Below are 18,635 nucleotides of genomic sequence, written 5' to 3'. Positions count from 1 at the left end.
GGAGTGCTCTAGGATTCAAAAAGATAGCCTCTGGGGGTCTTTAGTTTGGATGATTATCTTTTTGAATCCGGTATAAATAGCCCCTTTTCCCTCCCCCAGCAGGGGAGGCGAGGGGGGCCCCGCCAATCTATCCTCAAACGGAAACATTCATTTAAACTCCATCTCCCAAGCGCCAGCGCTTCAGGCCAAAAAAGCATTAGAGTACAGGTGTGCAGCAGGGGTTCAAACTCTCTCACGGAGGCCGCAAGCGGCTGATTGGCCGCTGGAATGCGCTACTTGCATCGCTAAAGATAGATCCCGGAGCACATTTCTCCATGCTCGACAATCTGCTCGTCCGCCATACCGAACCGCAGCGCTTATATCACAATCTGGCCCACCTGGACACGCTACTACAACTATTGCCCGCAAAACCCCATCTGGAGTTTGCGGTCTGGTTCCACGATGCCATCTACGACCCCACCCGCGCCGACAACGAGGCCCAGAGTGCAGGGCTGGCCCAGGAGAGCCTGCTACGCCTGGGTGTGGAGCCTTCGCTCATCCAGAAAGTTACCCACATCATCCGGGCCACGCAAGACCATCAGTCAGACGACCCCGATACCGCTTTGTTCCTGGATGCCGACCTTTCCATCCTGGGGGCCGAACCCAAAATCTACCGGGCGTATGCCCGGGCCATCCGGCAGGAGTACGCCTGGGTTCCCGAGGCGCTGTTCCAGGAACGCCGTGCACGGCTGTTGCATAAGTTCTTGTCCCGCGAGCGTATCTATCAAACCGAAGCCTTCGCGCACCTTGAGCAACCCGCCCGCGAAAACCTAGCACAAGAGCTAGAAACCCTTGCTCAACACACCTCGGGGACCGAGCAATCCAGCGCTTCCCAGTAGAGCCTGAGGCTTTCTCCCAGCCGGGCAGACTGGCCCAACCGGTAAGCCGTTGCGACCCGTTTACCCAGCGCCCGAACCAGGGGATCGGGGTTCTTTTCCAGGTTGCCCAGGGCTTTATCCGAGAGGGCAATCTGCACCTTTTCAGGGTACAGGGGTACACTCGGCAAGCTGAACCAGTAGGCGGCTTCCTCAGGGTTCACCACCGATGCCCCGCGGCTGATAAACCAGTCGGCGCCCTCGGAATGCACATATACCCGGGCTCCCTGGCCGACCGCCCGATAAACCGCTTCGCGGAACGGCACCGGTATGGCCCACTCGGCCCCTCGAGCCTCCTCCGGCCGGGGCGTTGGGCGATAGGCCGCCGCACGCAACTCGACGGTACGTTCACCGTTCCATTCGTTGAGCGTTAGACTGGCTGCCAGATCGAGTTCATCCGGTAATTTTTCGCCGTTATCACGCCACTTGATGACCCTGACCCCCTGGAGCCTGAACGACAGGTGCTTGCCCTCGCTCAGCATCCGTACCTGCTCCGGCCTGCCCTGCAAGAAAAACAGCGGCTCGGGATTGCCCTCGCCCAGCGGCTCCAGCAGTTGCAGGGCCTGGTGCAGCTCAGTCAGGTCTTCCCCATTCAACCAGCCATCCAGCACAATTTCCGGTACCGGTGCTGGAAATTGCGCGGTATATTCCTCAATAGCCGCCTTAAAGGCTAGAATTTCCTCTTCCAGGATAGCAAAACCCGCCGCCTGCGCATGGCCCCCAAAGCGCTTAAGGTGGGGCGCGGCGTGCCGCAAAGCCCCCACCGCGCTGATGCCCGGTGTGGAGCGTACCGAGCCCTTACCGTCGGCGATGATAAAAACCGGCTTGTAGTAGCGCTCCAACACCCGGCTGGCCACAATGCCCATCACACCCGGATGCCCCTCTGCATCGTGGATGACCAGCGCAGGACGGGTGGCGTCGATGGTGGGCCAGATGCGCTGTAGCATCTCCTCTTCGATACGCTGTCGCTGCACATTGAGCCGCGTCAGGTGCTCGGCCAGGGGGCGCGCCTGGAGCATGTCCTGGGTGGTGAGGAGCTGCAAAGCCACCTCGGCCTGGCCCAGCCTCGAGGCGGCATTGATGCGGGGCGCGATGCGAAAGGCAATCTCGCTGGCGCTAAACTCACGGCAGTGCTCGGCGGCCAGTACCCTCAGACCCAGGTTGGCTGAAGCACGCAGGCGGTGAAGCCCTTCCTTGACGATGGCCCGGTTGAAGCCCTGCAAGGGGGCCACATCGGCCACCGTGCCAATGGCGGCCAGGTCGGCATATTCCAGGGGTGGGTCTTTTCCCAACAGCTTGTAGACCTGCCACAAGAGCAAAAAAGCCACCCCCGAACCGGTAGGATGGGCCTGGCCCCGGAGCCCCGGCGAAAGCGCGGGGTGCACAATCAGGCCCGGTGGCGGCGCAGCGCCAGGCGAGTGGTGGTCGGTCACCAGTACCGAGACCCCGTTCTCGACCAGCTCGCGTAGCTCGGCGTGGTTGGTAATGCCGCAGTCCACAGTGATGAAGAGGTCGCAGGCTTCCAGGTGCTCCGGCACCCGGTCCATCAAGACCCCATAGCCCTCACCCAGGCGGTGGGGAATGAAGGCATGGATATCGGCCCCCAGCCGGCTCAAGCCGTTCAGCAAAACCGCCGTACCGGTAAGACCGTCGGCGTCGTAGTCGCCATGTACCCGAATGCGCTCTTTTTTTTCCAGGGCCTCGATAATCCGTCGGGCCGCCGGCTCTAGCCCCTCGATGGGCAAGAGTTCTAGCGGGGGCTCGAGGTCTTCCTTGCGCCTGAACCCCCGGTTCCAGAGCACCGCCGCGGCCAGGGGCGAGACGCCTAGTTGCTCCACCAGGGGGCGAAGCTCGGAAACGGGGGGCCATTCACGGAATTTCCAGATCATCCAGGGTCTCCTTCAGAGCGGTGCCTCGAGCCGAAAGCTGAAAATCAAAAGCAAAGCAGTACAGGGTACGAAGCACACCTGCCGGGCCAAAGCCCTCAGGGCAGCCGGTCGGGGATGACCGGGGTTTCCTCGGGGTGTTGTTTCTTGAGGGCCTCGAGCTCGCTCCTGACCTGGCGCAGTTCGCGGTTGCGCTTGTTCAGGGCAGCCTGGGCATTCGCCCAGCCGGCCAGCACATACAGCCCCATGACGGCCAGACCTAGCCCAAAAGCTCCCATCAGCAAAAAGCTCAGGTGCACCAGGCCCCAGGGTGTCCCCAGCAACAACCCCGGTTCCAGCGCATATAAGGCCCAGGCGACCGCGGTCACCAGCAACACTATTAGGAAAGCCAGCCCGTTCAGGACTTTCATACCAGAAGTTTACTCCAGGCCCCCCAGGGAGGCTGAGCGCAGGTCAAACCCACTTCTTCAGGTCGATGCGGCCCTCGTAGAGGGCCTTGCCGGTGATGGCACCCTCTACCCCCAGGTTCTGCAAGCCCCTCAGGTCGGCATCGGAGGCAATACCCCCACCGGCAATCAAAAAGCCCGGCCAGGCGGCCCGCACCTGGCGTACGACCTCGAGGTCCAGCCCGGCCAGGGTGCCATCCCGCCGTACATCGGTATAAATCAGGGTGCGCACGCCCATCTCCCACATGCGCAGGCTCAAGCCCGGCACCTCGAGGGCCGTTCCTTCCACCCAGCCCGAGACCACCACATCCAGGCCCCGAGCGTCCAGGCTTACCACCACCCGCTCGGCTCCAAACGCTTGCAGCATCCGGCTCAGCACCTCCGGCGCTTTCACAGCCGCGGTGCCCACCACCACCCGCGCCGCTCCCAGAGCGAGTATCTCCTGGGCTGCCTCCACGCTGCGCACCCCGCCCCCCACCTCAAAAGGGATGGTGATAGACTGCGCAATCTCACGCAGCGCCGCCCGGTTTTCCCCCCGGCCCGTAGCGGCGTCCAGGTCGACCAGGTGGAGCATCCGCGCCCCCTGCCTTTGCCAGTGCAGGGCAGCCTCCACGGGGTTTTCGTAGTAAACGGTCTCCTGGCGGGGGTCGCCCTCAAATAAGCGCACGGCGCGCCCCGTCTGGATATCTACTGCAGGAATAACCAGCACGGGGGGATTGTATCAGTTTGGCCAGGCCATCAGTAAATTTTCTTCCCCAACAGGCTGCTGGCAAGCTCAACCATCATCCGGGCGGTACGGTTGGCGATGTCCAGGATGGGGTTCACCTCGACCAGATCCAGGCTGGTGACGATTTGGGCGTCGGCCAGTAGCTCCATCAGGAGGTGGGCCTCGCGGTAGGTCAGGCCGCCGGCCACCGGGGTACCCACCCCCGGGGCAATTTCGGGGTCGAGCACGTCGGCATCCAGCGAAACGTGTACCCGGCCAAAACCATCGAACTGCGCCGCGACCTGTTCAGCGATGGCCGGGATGCCCTGCACGTCAATTTCTTTCATGGTGAAGACCGTGACCCCGCGCTCCCGCAGCAGTTTGACCTCCCCTGTGTCCAGGCTGCGAATTCCGACCAGCACCACATCCTCGGGTCGCACCTTGGCCCCCGGGCGGCTCAGGTCTACCAGGCGGGGATCACCCAGGCCGCACAGGTGCGCCAGGGGCATCCCGTGAATGTTGCCGCTGGGGCTGGTCTGGGGGGTGTTGAAGTCGGCGTGGGCATCTACCCAGATCACCCCAATGCGCTCACCGCGGCTGGCCCCGGTCACCGACCCCATGGCAATGGAGTGGTCGCCCCCGAGCACAATGGGAAACACCCCGGCGGGCATCTGGTGCAGGGCTTCGATGGTGTCCAGGCAGACCGTGCGGATGGCCTCGAGGTAGCCCATCCCCCCCTGTTCCTTTGGCTGATGGCGCAGACTCTCGACCACCGGCACCTTGATGTCGCCGTAGTCGTGCACGTGGTGACCGAGGCCCTCGAGCACCTCCTGTAAGCGCCCATAGCGCATGGCGCTGGGCCCCATATCCACCCCACGCCGCCCCTGGCCCAGATCCATCGGAACCCCTAGAACGCCAATCTGCTTCATGCGAACTAGTCTACCGCCGGGGTCAAGCACCCGCACCTCGTGCTCGATAACGTCGGTGGAGTAGGGATCATCCGAATCCGGTCCATGCCCTGGCCATTGACCCAAAGCCGTTTCGGCGCTAACATAAAGAGCTACGCGCTGGGGCGTAGGTTATATCGCAATGAAAGAACCGCATATCCAAAGTATCAACCTCTCGCGCCTGCTGCGGGAGGGCGGCAGCACCGATGCCAGAGACGAAATTCTCGAGTACATCGCCCTGCAAGAGGAGCGCATTCCCCTCGAGGGCCCGGCCAAATGGAAGGTGAGCGTGACCCGCCTGGAGGGTGAAGGCGGGCAGGAGTTCTGGTTGTCGGGCGAGATCGCCGGCAACGCCCTGCTGGAGTGCCGCCGCTGCCTGACCCCCACGCCCACCCCGGTGCGTGCCCACTTCCAGTACATGCTGCGCTATGAGGCCGGTTTGCAGCAGCTCGAGGTCATCGAGGAAGGTGAAGAGGAAATCCTGCTCTTTGGCCATCCCGACTTCGACCTGGCGCCTCTGCTCGGCGAAGCTTTTGCCCTCGAGCTGCCCTACACCACCCTCTGCAAAGAAGACTGCAAGGGTCTCTGCCCGGTCTGTGGGGCCAATCTGAACGAAGTAGACTGCGGCCACCAGCCCAAACCCCAGACCAAACTGGGCGCTGAACTCTCCCGTTTGCTGGGCGATTTGGACTAAGCGCGGCCCCGCCCGTCTCATGTCGGGCCTTAATGGTTTTGCTACCGGCCTTATCCCGTAGTGGAAGAGAGGTTTCATCAGCGGCCATCCGGTGTTGCCGGGTGGGGGTCGGGTGGGGGTTTTGTACGAGCAGTCCAGCCAGGCAACCTAGCTGGGTATCAGGCCCCCACCTAGCCTCCCCCGTTGGGGGAGGAAGGAGCGGTTTTATACCAAATCCACATGAACCCCTTGCCTTCTCCTGGAGGGAGCTGTGGCGACACCCCGACCGCGCTATTTACAAACAGCGATAGGAACACGCTTGACTGCACCTGGGTATCGCCGGATGAGCGAGCTTGGGACGACCCTTAAAGCTAAGGGTCCAAATAAAGTTAGTATTACTTTATGCACTGCCCCTGCGCGATGCCGAGGCGGCATGGTTTTCCACCGAAGTCAATGCTAGGCTGGTTTTATGGCGACCATTGGGCTGGAGCGCTGGCTCCAACACCTGCTTGAGCACCTACCCATCGCCCGCGAGGGCCAGAACCCCGAGGGTGTGCACCAGGTGCGGGTGGCCGTGCGCCGCCTGCGGGTATGGCTGCGCCTGGCCGGTATGCGCGTGCTCGAGGACGACCTGGCCTGGCTGGTGCGGGCGGCCGGTGAGGTGCGCGACCTAGAAGTGCTGCTACAGCACCCCACCCTTCCCAAAGCCTTCCGGCGCTGGACCGAGACCCGGCTCGCACAGGCTCGAGCGGCCTTCGTGCCCCTGCTGGGAGCCCCCCGACTGTCCGGGCTGATCCAGGCTCTATCCAACCTACCGCCCCTGGATGCACAAGCAGCCCTGCCACGCCTTGAGCGCTTTTTGTTGCAGGTACGGCGTCGGGAAGAGGAATGGCAGCGGGAAGGAGACCTCGAGCATCTCCATGCTTTGCGGCGGGCCCTTCGTCGCCTGCGCTATGCCAGGGAATGGCTGGGACTAAACAGCCAGGCCATAAAAACCCTCCAGGAGGTTTTTGGACAGGCAGGCGACCTGAGCTTTACCAGGCGGTATCTGGCCGCCTTTGAAGCCGATGGGGGCCGGATACCCATAACCTTCAAGAAGCAACTCGAAGCCGATCTGGCCGCGGCCCTCGAGGCAGCTCGGGAGGCCTGGAAAACACATCGGGGCAGCCTGAAATAAAAAAACCGGAGGGCTTCCTCCGGCGAGGGCTAGAATACGGCGCTACTTCTTGCGGGGGCGGTACTTGCCGTAAGAACCACGGAAAATTTTGCCACGACGGGTGCGACGATCACCTTTGCCCATGCTCTACTCCTAGGCTTTGGCTCCACTCAGAAGCTGGTTCACTTTGCTCATCAAGCGCGACTTGCGACGACTGGCCGCATTCTTGTGCAGGGTCGAACCTTTGGCGGCCTTGTCAATGAGGCTTTCGGCATAGCGCATCACACGCACCGCTTCGTTGGCGTTGCCTTCTTTGGCCAGGGCGACCGCTTTTTTGCTAACGGTCTTGATGGCCGACATTTTGGACTTGTTGCGGGCGCGGCGCTTGAGCGATTGCCGGTGGCGCTTCATGGCCGAGGGGTTACGAGCAGATTTCTTTTGTGCCATAGTTCTCCATAATTGCCCATTTGGGGGCTGCGCAGCTTGCTGCAATAACAGTACCGGCAGCCTCGAGGCAAACCGCTCACAAGTCTAGCACATTGCCGGGGGCCATGCCTAGACCCTTTTAGAATTCGTTCCGAGCTGCCACCCAGTCCATGCGAATCTGGCCCCGCGCATCCTTGAAACGGAAGATGACATCGTACAAGTTGGCGTCAACCGGGTAGCGAATTTCTTCGGCAAAGCGGCCCTGGTAGCGCTTGAGCAGGCCTGGGCTGGTCTGGCCCGCGCGGCGAACCTCGACCTCAAAGCTGCCCTTGCGCAAATCGCCGCTTACCGTGACCTTTACGAAAGCACGAATGCCCGTGGCCCGTACCTGGTTCCGGGTTTCGCCGGTGTAGTTCCAGTAGTAAACCGGGGTAAAAGGGGCATAGCCCACCGCGAGACCATACCGCTCTGCGTAAAAGTATACTCCGCCCACAATCAGCGCCAGAAATAAAAGCGTTCGCACGCTTCAAGTATAAGCCAGGTGCAAATGCGTCGCGCAGTGGCCTGCTCGGTTTTCGTCATTTTATCGCCGACAAGCAAAATGGCCACCGCCCCGCACCCCGCCCGCATCAGAGGTATGCCCATCGAGGCGCAAACTCTCCCACTTCGGGCGGTGTGCTAAAGACCCTGCACAAATCGGTATACTTGGGGGCATGACGGCGGAGGAAGCGTTTGGCCTGCTGCGGATTGGGGCGGTGGAAATCATCCCCCAGGAGGACTTGCTCAAAAAGCTACAATCGGGGAAAAAACTGGTGGTCAAGCTAGGGCTCGACCCCACCCGGCCCGACATTCACATCGGGCACGCGGTGGTGCTACGCAAAATGCGGCAGTTCCAGGAGTTGGGCCACAAGGTAGTCATCATCATTGGCGACTTTACCGCCATGATTGGCGACCCCTCGGGCCGCTCCAGAACCCGCCCGCCCCTCACCCTCGAGGAAACCCGCGCCAACGCCAAAAGCTACGTGGAGCAGGTGGGCAAAATCCTCATCACCGACGACCCTAACCGCTTCGAGCTGCGCTACAACTCGGAGTGGCTGGAAAACCTGGGCTTCAAAGAGGTGATTAAGCTGGCCTCGCTCCTGACCGTGGCCCAAATGCTCGAGCGCGAAGACTTCAAAAAACGCTATAGCGAGGGCGTTCCCATCTCGCTGCACGAGTTCCTCTACCCCTTTGCCCAGGGCTACGACTCGGTGCCCATCGCCTGCGACGTAGAAATGGGCGGCACCGACCAGAAATTCAACCTGCTGGTGGGGCGCGAGGTGCAGGAAGCCTACGGCCTGGAGCGTCAGGTGGCCTTCATCATGCCGCTTTTGGTGGGGGGCGACGGGCAAAAAATGTCCAAAAGCTACGACAACTACATCGGCATTACCGAGGAGCCCAGCGAAATCTTCCGCAAACTGATGAAGATTGAAGACCGGTACCTGCAAACCTATTTTGAACTCTGCACCGACCTGAGCCCCGGTGAAATCAAGGAAGCCCTGGAGCAAGGCGGCCCCGTGGGGGCGCACAGGGTGCTGGCGCGGCTGGTGACGGGCGCGTACGCACAGCCCAGGATTCCCGCCCGCTTAGACCGCCCACTCTACGAATCGCTGGGCTACCGCTGGGAGGCTTTTGGGCAGGACCAGGGCGGCCAGAACCCCGTGGTGCAGCACGCCGAAGAGCGCTACTACGAAATTGCCCATGGGGGCATCCCCGACGAAATGCCGGAAGTGATCATTCCCACCGACGAGCTTTCGGAGGGCCATATTTCGGTGGCAAGGCTCTTCACCCTGGCCGGTCTGACCGTCTCGAACGGGGAGGCGCGGCGCCTAATTGAACAAAAAGGACTGCGGCTCGATGGCGAGGTGCTCACCGACCCCAGGATGGAGATTGCCCTTAGCAAGCCAATGGTGCTCCAGCGTGGCAAGGACAGGTTCGTGCGGGTCAAGCCCAAGCCCGCCTAACCTTGCTCGAGGGGGCGAAAAGGAGTCTCGTAGCCGGTGGCATAAAGAACCCCCTCGTCCTCTTCCAGGCGCAACCGGGGCAGCGGGAAGCGCGGCGGCCCGTACACCGCCTTACCCCCCTTTAGCGGCTCATAGGCCCCAAAGTGGCAGGGGCAGCCCAGAAAGGGATGGTCGGTGCGGTAGTTGTAGGCAATGGAGCCGAGCTCGGGGTTGTCCACGTAGTTGACCACACAGCCCTGGTGGGTGCAGATACGCGACAGGGCTAGAAAGTGGCCCCCCCCTACCGTCAGACCCCCTACCACCGGCTCCGAGAGCCGAAACACCACGGCCTTGAGGGGGCTGCCCTGGTACTGGTACTCGAAGTATTTGAAGCGCCAGGGGGCGCCGAGTTCATTGAGCGCCGCAGCCCGTACCCGCGGGCCTTCGCGCCAGAGCGGCTCAGCAACGCCGGCCTTGGTGAAGTGGATGGAGTAGGTGCGCCAGGCCAGCCAGCCAAAAAAACCGACACTGATGGCGCTGGGGATAATCCAGATCAGGTCGCGACGGCTGATGCGACGAAGGTTTTGCAGGTTGGGCTCGTCCATACCGTGCACCCACTAAACAAAGCGGCCCGCAGGGCTACAAACCCCCCAGATACTGCAGCAAAGCCTGCATCTCGGCCTCAGTCAGGGGAACCGCCGGCATCTGGCCCCGGCCCTTGAGGACAATTTCCCTCACCGCCTCCGGCACTTTACTGATGGGGTTGCCCTGCAAACGGGGACCGATACCGCCCTGGGCCTGGGCCCCGTGGCAGGCCGCACACCTGGCCAGATACACCTGCTGACCGGTAGAGGTGGTATTGAGCTGGTTCTTGGCTGTTTGGATTAGGTTCTGGACCCGCTCGCGGGCCTCACCGCCGGCCTTCAAGTAGCCTTCCCAGGCCACAATGGCCTCGGCAGGACGGCCGAGCTGGAAATAGGCGTTGCCCAAAAACAGCCAGCCCTCCGGCACATCGGGCTCGGCCCGCACGGCGAGCTCGAGGGCCTGCGCTCCTTCCTCGGGCCTGCCGCTCATGAAGAGGAGCATGCCAATGCGCCGCACGGCGTTGGCGTTGCGGGGCTCGAGCTCGATCACCTTCAGGTAGCCCTGCACGGCCCGCTCGAAGTCTTGCAAGTCGTAGGCTTTGTTGGCATAGGCCAGCCAGTCGGCGGCTTTGCCGCTCTGCTCGGCTTTGCGTTGCAGGCTGCCCAGTTCGCGGGCCTCGTTGCGGCTGGTGATGATGGTCTCACCAGGCAGCCGGGGCACCGTGTAGGCCCAAAGCCCCGCCCCCAGGGCTATCAGGCTTAGGGTCACGGCGCCCAGCGTTACAGGGCTCAGGCGGCGAGGAACCGGTTTTTCACTGCCCAGCTCGGCCAGTTGGCGCTCGAGCCGCACCGCCTGGACCAGCAGGCGTTTGCGCTCGTCTCCTTCGGCTTCTTTAGCCAGCGACTTGAGCACCTCGAGCTCAGCCCGCAGCTCCTCCGGGCGGGGGCTTTCGGGAAAGGGCTGGGCCTGAGTGCGGTAGAAGGGCCATAGGGCATAGGCCAGGGCCAGCCCAAACAACAACGCAAGAAGCAGGTAGGCAAATATCATGACGGACGCTCGGTGTTTAGCTCAGCCTCGAGGCGGGTAATTTCTTCCTCAGAGACATCGTTCAGGGGTGCTTTGGCCTGGGCCCTGACCCTGCTCAGGTAGCGCCACAAACCAAAACTCAGCAATCCCAGTCCTATCAAAGGGGAAAGCCAGACCCATAGAGTCAGGCCGCGTGCGGGGGGCTCGTACAGTATCCAGTCGCCATAGCGCTGCACAAAAAACTGCCGTATCTCGGCTTCGGACTTGCCCTCGGCCAGTTGCTCGGCAATGATGCGGCGCATCTCCACCGCAATCCCGGCGTTGGACTCTGCTGCCGACTCCCCTTGACAGACCGGGCAACGCAGCGCACGGGCAATTTCAAAAACCCTGGGGGAGAGATCGGGCGGTGGGGTGTTGGGGGTGGGCTGGGCCAGGGCAATAGCCAAAAGCCAAAGGCCTACAGCCAAAAGCTGGTTCCATAACGCTACTCCTCTGCTGCCCGTTCCCCGCACCTTCACTGCAACACCTGCCTCAAATACCCCTGCAGCTGGGCTTCGGTCAGCTCACCGGCATGCCGGGCCAGCACGGTACCGTTGCGGTCAATCACAAAGGTCTCGGGTACGCCGTAGTAGCCATACTCGATGCCGACACGCCCGCGGCCATCGTAAACGCTGGGAAAGGTCAGGCCGTACTGCTGGACAAATTTCAGGGCCTCGCTTTCCTTATCCTGGACATTGACCCCCAGAAAGAGCATCCTGTCTTTGTACTGCTGGTGATAGCGCTCCAGTAGCGGGGCCTCGGTGCGGCAGGGGACGCACCAGCTGGCCCAGATGTTGAGCAATACTGGTTTTTCTAAACGCTCACCAATGCCCATCTCAGGACCGTACTGGGCGCGGTAGGGCTCCAATAAGGGCAGGCTGAAGCTGGGGGCCGGCTTGCCAACCAGCACCGACTTAAGCTCGTTGGGATTGGGGCGTTGCATGCCCCAGTAAAACAAGCCCCCCAGCAATAACACCCAGATGGGCCAGAACCTAAGCACGAGCCACCTCTTTTGCACCTAGCCTCAACATCAATCTCCTGCTGTGGGCGACAGCTGGCGGCTGGACACCCGGGCCCCGCTGGGCCACAGGATGTACACCGTACCCAGCACGATAATCAGGCCAGCCACCCATAGCCACCAGACCATGGGGGTCACGATAATCTTGAGGGTGGCCCACTGGCCATTTTCCTGGTCAAACTGCATCAGCACAAAATAGTAGTCGTTGTAAAGGGAGTACTTGACCACCGGCGTAGCCAGCGGCGAGCCCATCTGGGGGTAGAAGTTGAGCCGGGTCTCGTAGCGGCCATCCGAACCCCAGCCCTCGCGGCCGGTCGAGCGAACCTCAATGGGTGCAACGGCGGCAAAACGGTTGGACTCTTCCCGGGCGCCAATAGACAACAAGCGCACCTCCACGCCCCGGGTCTGCCAGGTTTCGCCGACCTGGAGGGTCTTTTGCTCGGTAAAGCGGTAGGTCTGGCTAAAGGCGATGGTCAGGGCAGCCAAAGCAACGCCGAAGTGCACAATGTGCGAACCGAAGCGGCGTTTGTGGCTGGTCGCCAGCTCCATAAGCGCCTGCGCGGGCGAGATCCCCAGTGCGCGGGCCCGTTCGCCCACACCCTGGGCCACCATCAGCCAGATGGCGGTCAGATTGTAGGCAAATAGGCCAATAGCCAGCGAGACCCCCAGGCTCAGGCCCAGCACGAAGCCCAGGAGGGTGCCCGCCCCCAGGGCTATGAGCATGGCGGTCAGGTTTCGCAGCACCTGGGCGCTGGAGTTACGCCAGGGCAACACCGGCCCGACGCCCATCAGAAGCAGCATGAAAATACCCAGGGGGATGGAGACCTGATTGAAGAAGGGGGCCCCCACCGAGACCTTGGCCCCACTCGCGATCTCCACCACCAGCGGCCACAAGGTGCCCAGCACCACCACAAAAGCAAAGGTGCCAAAAAACAAAGCCCCGGCCAGCAAGGCCCCCTCGCGGCTTTTCCAGCGCACTTCGCCGGCCTCGCGAATCTCGGAAGAAACCCTGGCCAAAAGCCCCAGCCCCCCCGCCATCACGGCGAGCAAAAAGAGCAAGAACCAAGCCCCCACCGGCCCACTGGCAAAAGCATGCACCGACTGAATCACACCTGAGCGAGTCAGGAAGGTGCCAAACACCGTAGCCGCAAAGGCCAGGGTGATGAAGGCAAAGTTCCAACCCTTAAAAAGCCCCTTGCGCTCTTGCACCTGGGCGGTGTGCAGGAAAGCGGTGGCCAGCAACCAGGGGATGATGGAGGCGTTTTCGACCGGGTCCCAGGCCCAGTACCCCCCCCAGCCGAGAATCTCGTAGCTCCACCACTTGCCGGTGAAGATGGCCGCCGTCAGGAAGCCCCAGGCCACCAGGGTCCACCAGCGGGTTTCGAAAATCCAGCTCTGGTAGCGCCGGGCTACCATGGCCGCCACCGCATAGGCAAAAGGTACCGACAGGCCCACAAAACCCAAGTACATCAAGACCGGGTGTACGGCCATCATCCAGTGGTTTTGCAGCAGGGGGTTGGTACCCCGGCCATCGGGGGGTGGGTTGGGCACAGCATCAAAGGGATGTGCCACGAAGACCATCACCGCAAAAAAGAACACCTGAACAGCAAACAGCGTACCCAGCGCCACCGGGGCCCGCCAGATGTCCAGGCTATGGCCTGCCCGCAGACTTACCAGCCAGGTGTAGGCGGTCTGGAGCATGGCCCACAGCAGGATGGAGCCCTCCAGCGCCGCCCAGGGCGTGACCAGCTTGACCCACAGCGGGTTATTGGCGGAGCTGTGGTTGGCCACATAGGAGACGCTAAAGTCGTCGGTCAGAATGGCCCACTCGAGCGCCCCAAAACTCAGCACCGCCGCCAGCAGGCTCAGCGCCGATAGGCGCTTGGCGGCCTCGAGGTAGCGCCCATCCCGCAAGACGAAGGCCAGGCTAGAAAGCACCAGGCCGAGCACCGAAAGAATGAGTGCAGCAACAAGGGAGACTCCTCCCAAAAGCCCCGGCGTCAAGAGAACCTCCTGTCCATCACTGGGTCTCCTCGATCAGCTTGCGTACCTGTTCGGGCGTCCAGCCCTCTTTGGGGGCCTGGTAGGTCTCGGAGTGCTTGACCAGCAGATTCTGGCTCACAAACGTTTCGCCCTGGAACCTCCCCTCCACCACCACACCCCGGTTTTCGCCAAAAAGGGCCGGTGGGGTAGCGCCCGAAGAACGAATGGGAACCTCCTTGACCCCGTCGGTTACCACAAAGCGCAGCTCGAGGGTTTGGGGGTTGTAGGAAAGCGAGCCTTCCTTAACCAGGCCACCCAGGCGCACCTGACGGTTCTGGTAGCGGTCTATCTGCTGGAAGTATTCGCTGGGGGTGATGAAGTAAACCAGGTTCTGGCCCAGGCCCCCAAAAACCAGGTAGGCCAGGGCACCGGCTATCACCAGCAGTCCGATGATGTATTTGGGTTTCATATAAACCTGCCTTTGGTTCTACTTATTCTTCTGGTAGCGCCAGATGAGATAGCCCAAATAACCAAACACCGACACATACACCGCCAGATAGGTCCAGACCACAAAGGGGTTGACCGGGTTCCACAGGGGGTTATCGGGCATTTTATACCTCTTCCCTGGCCGCCTCGCGGGCCGCAATGATGCCGCGTAGCCGCACCAAACCGATGAACAGTAGCGTAAAAGCAGCCAGGTTGATCAGCATGGGAATGAGAATGGCCGCATCCACATTGATCTTTCCGGTGGTGAGGTCGATGGACTGGGTCTGGTGCAGGCTGCGCCACCACTTAACAGACATATAGCTGATGGGCACGTTAATGGAGCCCAGTATGGCCACCCCCGCAGCAGCCTTGGCCCGCAGTTCGGGGTCTTCGATGGCACCCCGTACCACCACATACCCCACGTAGATGGCAAACAGGATAGCCGTGGTGGTCAGGCGGGGCTCCCAGTCCCAGTACACCCCCCAGGTGGGGCGGGCCCACAACATGCCCGACAGCAAAGCCAGGGCCATGAAGATCAGGCCCACCTCCACCACCGCGGCTGCTACACGGTCGTGATGGGCTTTGCGCCGGATCAGGTAAGCCACCGAGTAACCCAGCGCAGCAAAGCTGGCCAGGTAGGCCATCCAGGCCATTGGGACGTGCATATGGAAAATTCGGGCCACAAAGCCCTGGCTCTGGTCGGGCGGCGCACCCATAGCCAGGATGAACCCCACCCCTGCGCCCACCACACCCAGGCCCAGAATGCCCAGGGTCAGGCTATCCAGACGGTTGGTTTGATTGGAGCGTGCTAGCTGCATTCAAGTCCTCTCCTTTTATATGTATTCTGACCTGAAATAGATTAAGCGGCGTAAACCACGTTACATCTACAGACTTGAGTGGCTCTTGCGCCTCGTTTAGTATTTCCAGAATACCCCGGCAGGGTAAGTTTTCGTTAACAACCGGCCGTACTCGGGGTTATAACCGACATAACCTATCCCTCGAGCATATACGGAAACACCATTGCGCAGACCGTCACGTAAATAACATCGAAGACCGCCAGCAAACGAAGCCAGTCCGAAAGCTCGGCCATCGGAATACCCTGGGCCAGGCCCTGCGTAAAACGCACCGCCGCCAGCACCACCGGAATCACCAGCGGAAAAAGCAAGAGGGGCAAGAGCACCTCCCGCCCCCGCAGGCGGGCCAGCATTCCCGCATAGAAGGTGGAAATGGCCGCGTAACCCAGCGAGCCCAGCAACAACACCACCACGAACCAACCCCAGTTTTGCAAGGGCAGGTAAAACAACCCCGCCGTCAGCAAGAGCAGCACCAGCCCAACCAAAATTAGCAGCGAAAACTGAAACAGAAGCTTTCCAAAATAAATCCACTCCCGACTACCGGGGGTCAGGAGCAGGTCGTCCAGGGTGCCGTCCTCGACCTCGAGGCCAAAAGCCCGCCCAGCCAGCAGACTACCGGCAAAAGCCAGGGCCACCCACAACACCCCCGGGGCCGCTTTTTGCAGATCCTGGGGGTTGGGGCCAAAAGCCATGGCCAATATAAATAGCATGACGGCCAGAAAAAAAACTGCCGACAGGATGCCCGTGCGCCCGCGAAACTCCAGTACCAGGTCGCGCCAGGCCAGCCAGAAAATCCGCTGCACAGGGCTAAGGCTATCGGTTTGGGTGCAGAACGTAAAGGCCTGGGGTTTGGTTCAGAGATATAGACAAGCTTCATCCGACAAGGCCGTGGAAGTTAAGGGGATTTTAGCTCCACCACCCGGTCTACCAGGGAAAGCCAGCTTTTGTCGTGGGTCGCAATCACCACCCCTCCCGAAGCCCTGGCAAAGCGCACCAGGTCTTCCAGCAAATCCCGCCCCTGTACATCCAGGGCGGCCTCGGGTTCGTCCAGTAGCCAGATGTCCGGGTTTTGCAAGCGCAAACGGGCCATAGCCAGGCGCTTTTTCATACCGCTGCTGTAGCTCAGCACGGGCTTGTCGTGGGGAAGGCCCACTTGCTTCAGGGCCCTGTCAATCTCGGCGCGGTCACCAGCCCGTCCATCGAGCCGCAGAGCATAATGCAGATTTTCGGCTCCACTAAAATGCCGGTGAAAAGCGGGGGGATTGGCCAAAAAACCCACCCTTCCTAACAGCCTGATAGAACCCTGGGTAGGTCGCACCAACCCGGCCAGCACCCGCAGCAAGGTGGTCTTGCCCACGCCGTTGGGCCCTACCAGGGCCACCGCTTCGTGTTTAGCCAGTTGGAAATCCAGGTCGCGCAATACCCAATCGCGCCCATAGCGTTTGGCGACGGCCTGGGCTTCAATCAGCATAGATTTCATCATATGCGTTTATAGCAAATCTGGTTGATTTATACTGCCATCTTCCCTTGCGGGAAAAGGTGGCGACACTCTACCCACTCTGGCCACAAAAAAAGGTGGTTGCGACCGAGGTTGCTCTTGGGGTCTCGCCGGATGAGAGGTTCATCAAACGCCTCAACGTTACCTGCTACAGAGTTTGTATTACTGGCCGATCAGGCTTTTCTCGAGGTTCAGCAGCCACTCGGGCGTAATCTTGATAAAAAAACTGTTGAGTTGGGTGAGGGTACCGGTTAACATCAGCACCCCCACAACAACCAGGGCCACCCCTGCTATTACTTCGGCCCAGCGAGAGAAACGCGCCGCCTTGCGTAAAACCGGGCGAACCCGGTCGGCAAAAAGGGCCACCAGCAAAAACGGCACCGCCAGACCCAGAATGTAAGCCAGCAAAAAGTTGACCCCCCCTCCGGCGGCGGTAAGGGTCAAAATACCGCCCAGAATCGGACCAATACAAGGCGTCCAGCCCAGGCCCAAAACCATGCCCAGCACAAATGCACCCCAGGGCCGACTGGTATCGCCCTGGTAGCGCAGGTTGACCCCCCATTTTGGCTTCAGGCCCAGCATGTAAAGCCCAAACAGCACCAGAATCACCCCGCCCACCTGGCCCAACAGTTGCCGGTTTTCGAACAATACCCCTCCCAGAAGGGTAAAGGGTAGCCCCAACAACAAAAACACCAGCGAAAAGCCCCCCACAAAGAAGAAAGCGTTATATAAGGGCCGTCCCCGCTCCCCCCCTAAATAAAGCAAATAGGTGGGCACCAGCGGTAGCACACAGGGGGAAAGAAACGAAAGAATCCCGGCCAAGAAGGCAGCGGTCAGGCTCATAGCTGTCAGAATAGCCCAGCCCGGCAAGGACATTCGTAATTCTTTCAAGAATTGCTGGGTATGATGGCGGCGATGCAAGAAAATATTCCGGAACATCAGCGTGAACAGCGCATTCGCACCATTCTGGAGGCGATTCCCGACGATTTGATGTTGGTGGACTCGGCGGGCAATATTCGCGAGTACAAAATGGGCAAAAGCGCCCACCACCTGCCCATGGATCGTTTCCTGGGCACCACCCTGGGAGAGCTTTTTGCCCAAGGTGTGGCAGAGCAGCTTCAAGCGGCTATTCAGACCGTTTTAGACCGTGAACCAGCCCAAGTAATTGAGTTTAGCCTTGATGGGCGCGACTTCGAGGCCCGTATTGTAGCGATGGAAAAGGATACTGCCCTAATTCTTTTTCGTGATGTGACCGCAGAGCGCGAAACTGAGCGAGTGAAATCGGAGTTCATTGCTGCTGTTTCGCATGAGCTGAAGACGCCGCTGGCTTCCATTCTGGGCTTTAGCGAACTGTTGCTAAACGACCGTTACAGCCATGCCGAACTCAAGGAGTTTCTGGAAAACATCCAGTACAGCAGTTTGCGACTGAAGGATATGGTCAACAACCTGCTGGACACCTCCCGGCTGGAGGCCGGACGGTTTAGTATCAGCCCGCAGCCGGTAGACCTCCAGTTCACCCTGGCCCAGACCGCCCGCAGCTTTGCCGGGGTAGCCAAGCTCAGCCAAATTCGCTTTGTCTGGGAGTTGGATCCCCTGCCCATCATTGAAGCCGATCCGGAGCGCATCGGGCAAGTGGTGGGCAACCTCCTTTCCAATGCATTCAAATTCTGCCCACAGCAAGGCACCATCTGGCTGCGGGCCAGGTCACATGGGGGGGTGCTGCTCGAGGTCGAGGACACCGGCCCCGGCATCCCGCTGGAGGAGCAGGGCCAGCTCTTCAACCGCTACAGCCGCACCCAGAGCGCCATCTCGAGGGGGATTGCAGGAACGGGCCTGGGGCTCTACATCTCCAGGGCCATCGTGGAGGCCCACCATGGGCGCATCTGGGTGGAGTCACAGGAGGGCCAGGGGGCCAAGTTTAGTGTTTGGCTACCAGTGCACTGATGTCGCATGTCGAAGGTCACATATCCCGGGTCGGGATGCGTTCGGCCTCAGCCTTTCGGCTTGAGC

Annotated in this window: 22 protein-coding genes and 1 pseudogene; 5 read left to right on the top strand and 18 right to left on the bottom strand. The window is 60.9% G+C overall.

Annotated features, from left to right (window positions below):
* Window positions 1-209: 209 nt before the first annotated feature.
* Window positions 210-878, top strand: a complete 669-nt coding sequence (locus Q0X23_RS10560; protein ID WP_297860248.1) for a hypothetical protein — start codon at window positions 210-212, stop codon at window positions 876-878.
* Here Q0X23_RS10560 and Q0X23_RS10555 read toward each other — a convergent pair.
* From Q0X23_RS10555 to rocF, 4 genes are all read right to left on the bottom strand, one after another.
* On the bottom strand, window positions 836-2,803 hold the full coding sequence (locus Q0X23_RS10555; protein ID WP_297860247.1) for a DHH family phosphoesterase: 1,968 nt from the start codon (window positions 2,801-2,803) through the stop codon (window positions 836-838). The genes Q0X23_RS10560 and Q0X23_RS10555 overlap by 43 nt on opposite strands.
* A 95-nt stretch (window positions 2,804-2,898) precedes the next feature.
* Complete coding sequence (locus Q0X23_RS10550) at window positions 2,899-3,210, bottom strand: LapA family protein (RefSeq protein ID WP_297860246.1); 312 nt, start codon at window positions 3,208-3,210, stop codon at window positions 2,899-2,901.
* Window positions 3,211-3,253: 43 nt separating this feature from the next.
* A complete protein-coding gene (hisA, locus tag Q0X23_RS10545) occupies window positions 3,254-3,955 on the bottom strand; it encodes a 1-(5-phosphoribosyl)-5-[(5-phosphoribosylamino)methylideneamino]imidazole-4-carboxamide isomerase (RefSeq protein WP_297860245.1) in 702 nt (233 codons plus the stop codon).
* 29 nt (window positions 3,956-3,984) lie between these two features.
* A complete protein-coding gene (gene rocF, locus Q0X23_RS10540; protein ID WP_297860244.1) occupies window positions 3,985-4,881 on the bottom strand; it encodes an arginase in 897 nt (298 codons plus the stop codon).
* Between the two features lie 160 nt (window positions 4,882-5,041).
* Between rocF and Q0X23_RS10535 the strand changes: the two genes are divergently transcribed.
* Both Q0X23_RS10535 and Q0X23_RS10530 read left to right on the top strand, forming a co-directional pair.
* Window positions 5,042-5,593 (top strand): DUF177 domain-containing protein, encoded by a 552-nt coding sequence (locus tag Q0X23_RS10535; protein WP_297860243.1) that lies wholly within the window; start codon window positions 5,042-5,044, stop codon window positions 5,591-5,593.
* Between the two features lie 448 nt (window positions 5,594-6,041).
* Window positions 6,042-6,749, top strand: a complete 708-nt coding sequence (locus tag Q0X23_RS10530) for a CHAD domain-containing protein (protein ID WP_297860242.1) — start codon at window positions 6,042-6,044, stop codon at window positions 6,747-6,749.
* A gap of 42 nt (window positions 6,750-6,791) precedes the next feature.
* Here the strand turns inward: Q0X23_RS10530 and Q0X23_RS10525 are convergent, their stop codons facing one another.
* The 3 genes from Q0X23_RS10525 to Q0X23_RS10515 form a co-directional block, all read right to left on the bottom strand.
* A complete protein-coding gene (locus Q0X23_RS10525) occupies window positions 6,792-6,872 on the bottom strand; it encodes a 30S ribosomal protein THX (protein WP_114799484.1) in 81 nt (26 codons plus the stop codon).
* Window positions 6,873-6,881: 9 nt separating this feature from the next.
* Window positions 6,882-7,175, bottom strand: a complete 294-nt coding sequence (gene rpsT / locus Q0X23_RS10520; RefSeq protein ID WP_119342532.1) for a 30S ribosomal protein S20 — start codon at window positions 7,173-7,175, stop codon at window positions 6,882-6,884.
* 118 nt (window positions 7,176-7,293) lie between these two features.
* Window positions 7,294-7,677: a hypothetical protein gene (locus Q0X23_RS10515; RefSeq protein ID WP_297860241.1), complete on the bottom strand. Its 384-nt coding sequence runs from the start codon at window positions 7,675-7,677 to the stop codon at window positions 7,294-7,296.
* A 190-nt stretch (window positions 7,678-7,867) separates the two neighbouring features.
* Between Q0X23_RS10515 and tyrS the strand changes: the two genes are divergently transcribed.
* Window positions 7,868-9,157: a tyrosine--tRNA ligase gene (gene tyrS, locus Q0X23_RS10510; RefSeq protein WP_297860240.1), complete on the top strand. Its 1,290-nt coding sequence runs from the start codon at window positions 7,868-7,870 to the stop codon at window positions 9,155-9,157.
* On the opposite strand, the gene Q0X23_RS10505 is transcribed toward tyrS, so the two are convergent.
* From Q0X23_RS10505 to Q0X23_RS10455, 11 genes and pseudogenes are all read right to left on the bottom strand, one after another.
* A complete protein-coding gene (locus Q0X23_RS10505; protein WP_297860239.1) occupies window positions 9,154-9,741 on the bottom strand; it encodes a ubiquinol-cytochrome c reductase iron-sulfur subunit in 588 nt (195 codons plus the stop codon). The genes tyrS and Q0X23_RS10505 overlap by 4 nt on opposite strands.
* A 34-nt stretch (window positions 9,742-9,775) precedes the next feature.
* Window positions 9,776-10,768 (bottom strand): c-type cytochrome, encoded by a 993-nt coding sequence (locus tag Q0X23_RS10500; RefSeq protein ID WP_297860238.1) that lies wholly within the window; start codon window positions 10,766-10,768, stop codon window positions 9,776-9,778.
* Window positions 10,765-11,214: a cytochrome c-type biogenesis protein gene (locus Q0X23_RS10495; protein ID WP_297860237.1), complete on the bottom strand. Its 450-nt coding sequence runs from the start codon at window positions 11,212-11,214 to the stop codon at window positions 10,765-10,767. Before Q0X23_RS10495 ends, Q0X23_RS10500 begins: the two co-directional genes overlap by 4 nt.
* 47 nt (window positions 11,215-11,261) lie before the next feature.
* Complete coding sequence (locus tag Q0X23_RS10490) at window positions 11,262-11,786, bottom strand: TlpA family protein disulfide reductase (protein ID WP_374707457.1); 525 nt, start codon at window positions 11,784-11,786, stop codon at window positions 11,262-11,264.
* Window positions 11,787-11,816: 30 nt separating this feature from the next.
* Entirely contained in the window at window positions 11,817-13,808 is a 1,992-nt protein-coding gene (locus Q0X23_RS10485; protein WP_297860236.1) for a heme lyase CcmF/NrfE family subunit, read from the bottom strand.
* A gap of 16 nt (window positions 13,809-13,824) precedes the next feature.
* A pseudogene (ccmE, locus tag Q0X23_RS10480) lies at window positions 13,825-14,259 on the bottom strand (cytochrome c maturation protein CcmE); the annotation flags it as partial.
* 15 nt (window positions 14,260-14,274) lie between these two features.
* Window positions 14,275-14,397 carry a hypothetical protein gene (locus Q0X23_RS10475; protein WP_276309754.1) on the bottom strand — a complete coding sequence of 41 codons (123 nt, stop codon included), beginning with the start codon at window positions 14,395-14,397 and terminating at the stop codon, window positions 14,275-14,277.
* A 1-nt stretch (window position 14,398) separates the two neighbouring features.
* Entirely contained in the window at window positions 14,399-15,091 is a 693-nt protein-coding gene (ccsA, locus tag Q0X23_RS10470; RefSeq protein ID WP_297860235.1) for a cytochrome c biogenesis protein CcsA, read from the bottom strand.
* Between the two features lie 173 nt (window positions 15,092-15,264).
* Window positions 15,265-15,930, bottom strand: coding sequence for a heme exporter protein CcmB (locus Q0X23_RS10465; RefSeq protein WP_297860234.1), 666 nt, complete (start codon window positions 15,928-15,930; stop codon window positions 15,265-15,267).
* A gap of 92 nt (window positions 15,931-16,022) precedes the next feature.
* Window positions 16,023-16,598: a heme ABC exporter ATP-binding protein CcmA gene (gene ccmA / locus Q0X23_RS10460; RefSeq protein WP_297860233.1), complete on the bottom strand. Its 576-nt coding sequence runs from the start codon at window positions 16,596-16,598 to the stop codon at window positions 16,023-16,025.
* Window positions 16,599-16,787: 189 nt separating this feature from the next.
* Window positions 16,788-17,501 carry a cytochrome c biogenesis CcdA family protein gene (locus tag Q0X23_RS10455; RefSeq protein WP_297861205.1) on the bottom strand — a complete coding sequence of 238 codons (714 nt, stop codon included), beginning with the start codon at window positions 17,499-17,501 and terminating at the stop codon, window positions 16,788-16,790.
* Window positions 17,502-17,540: 39 nt separating this feature from the next.
* Between Q0X23_RS10455 and Q0X23_RS10450 the strand changes: the two genes are divergently transcribed.
* Window positions 17,541-18,569: a cell wall metabolism sensor histidine kinase WalK gene (locus Q0X23_RS10450; protein ID WP_297860232.1), complete on the top strand. Its 1,029-nt coding sequence runs from the start codon at window positions 17,541-17,543 to the stop codon at window positions 18,567-18,569.
* Window positions 18,570-18,635: the final 66 nt, after the last annotated feature.

The organism is Meiothermus sp. (genome assembly GCF_026004115.1).
Classification (GTDB): Bacteria; Deinococcota; Deinococci; order Deinococcales; family Thermaceae; genus Meiothermus.
This window is presented reverse-complemented; position numbering and strand designations above follow the sequence as displayed.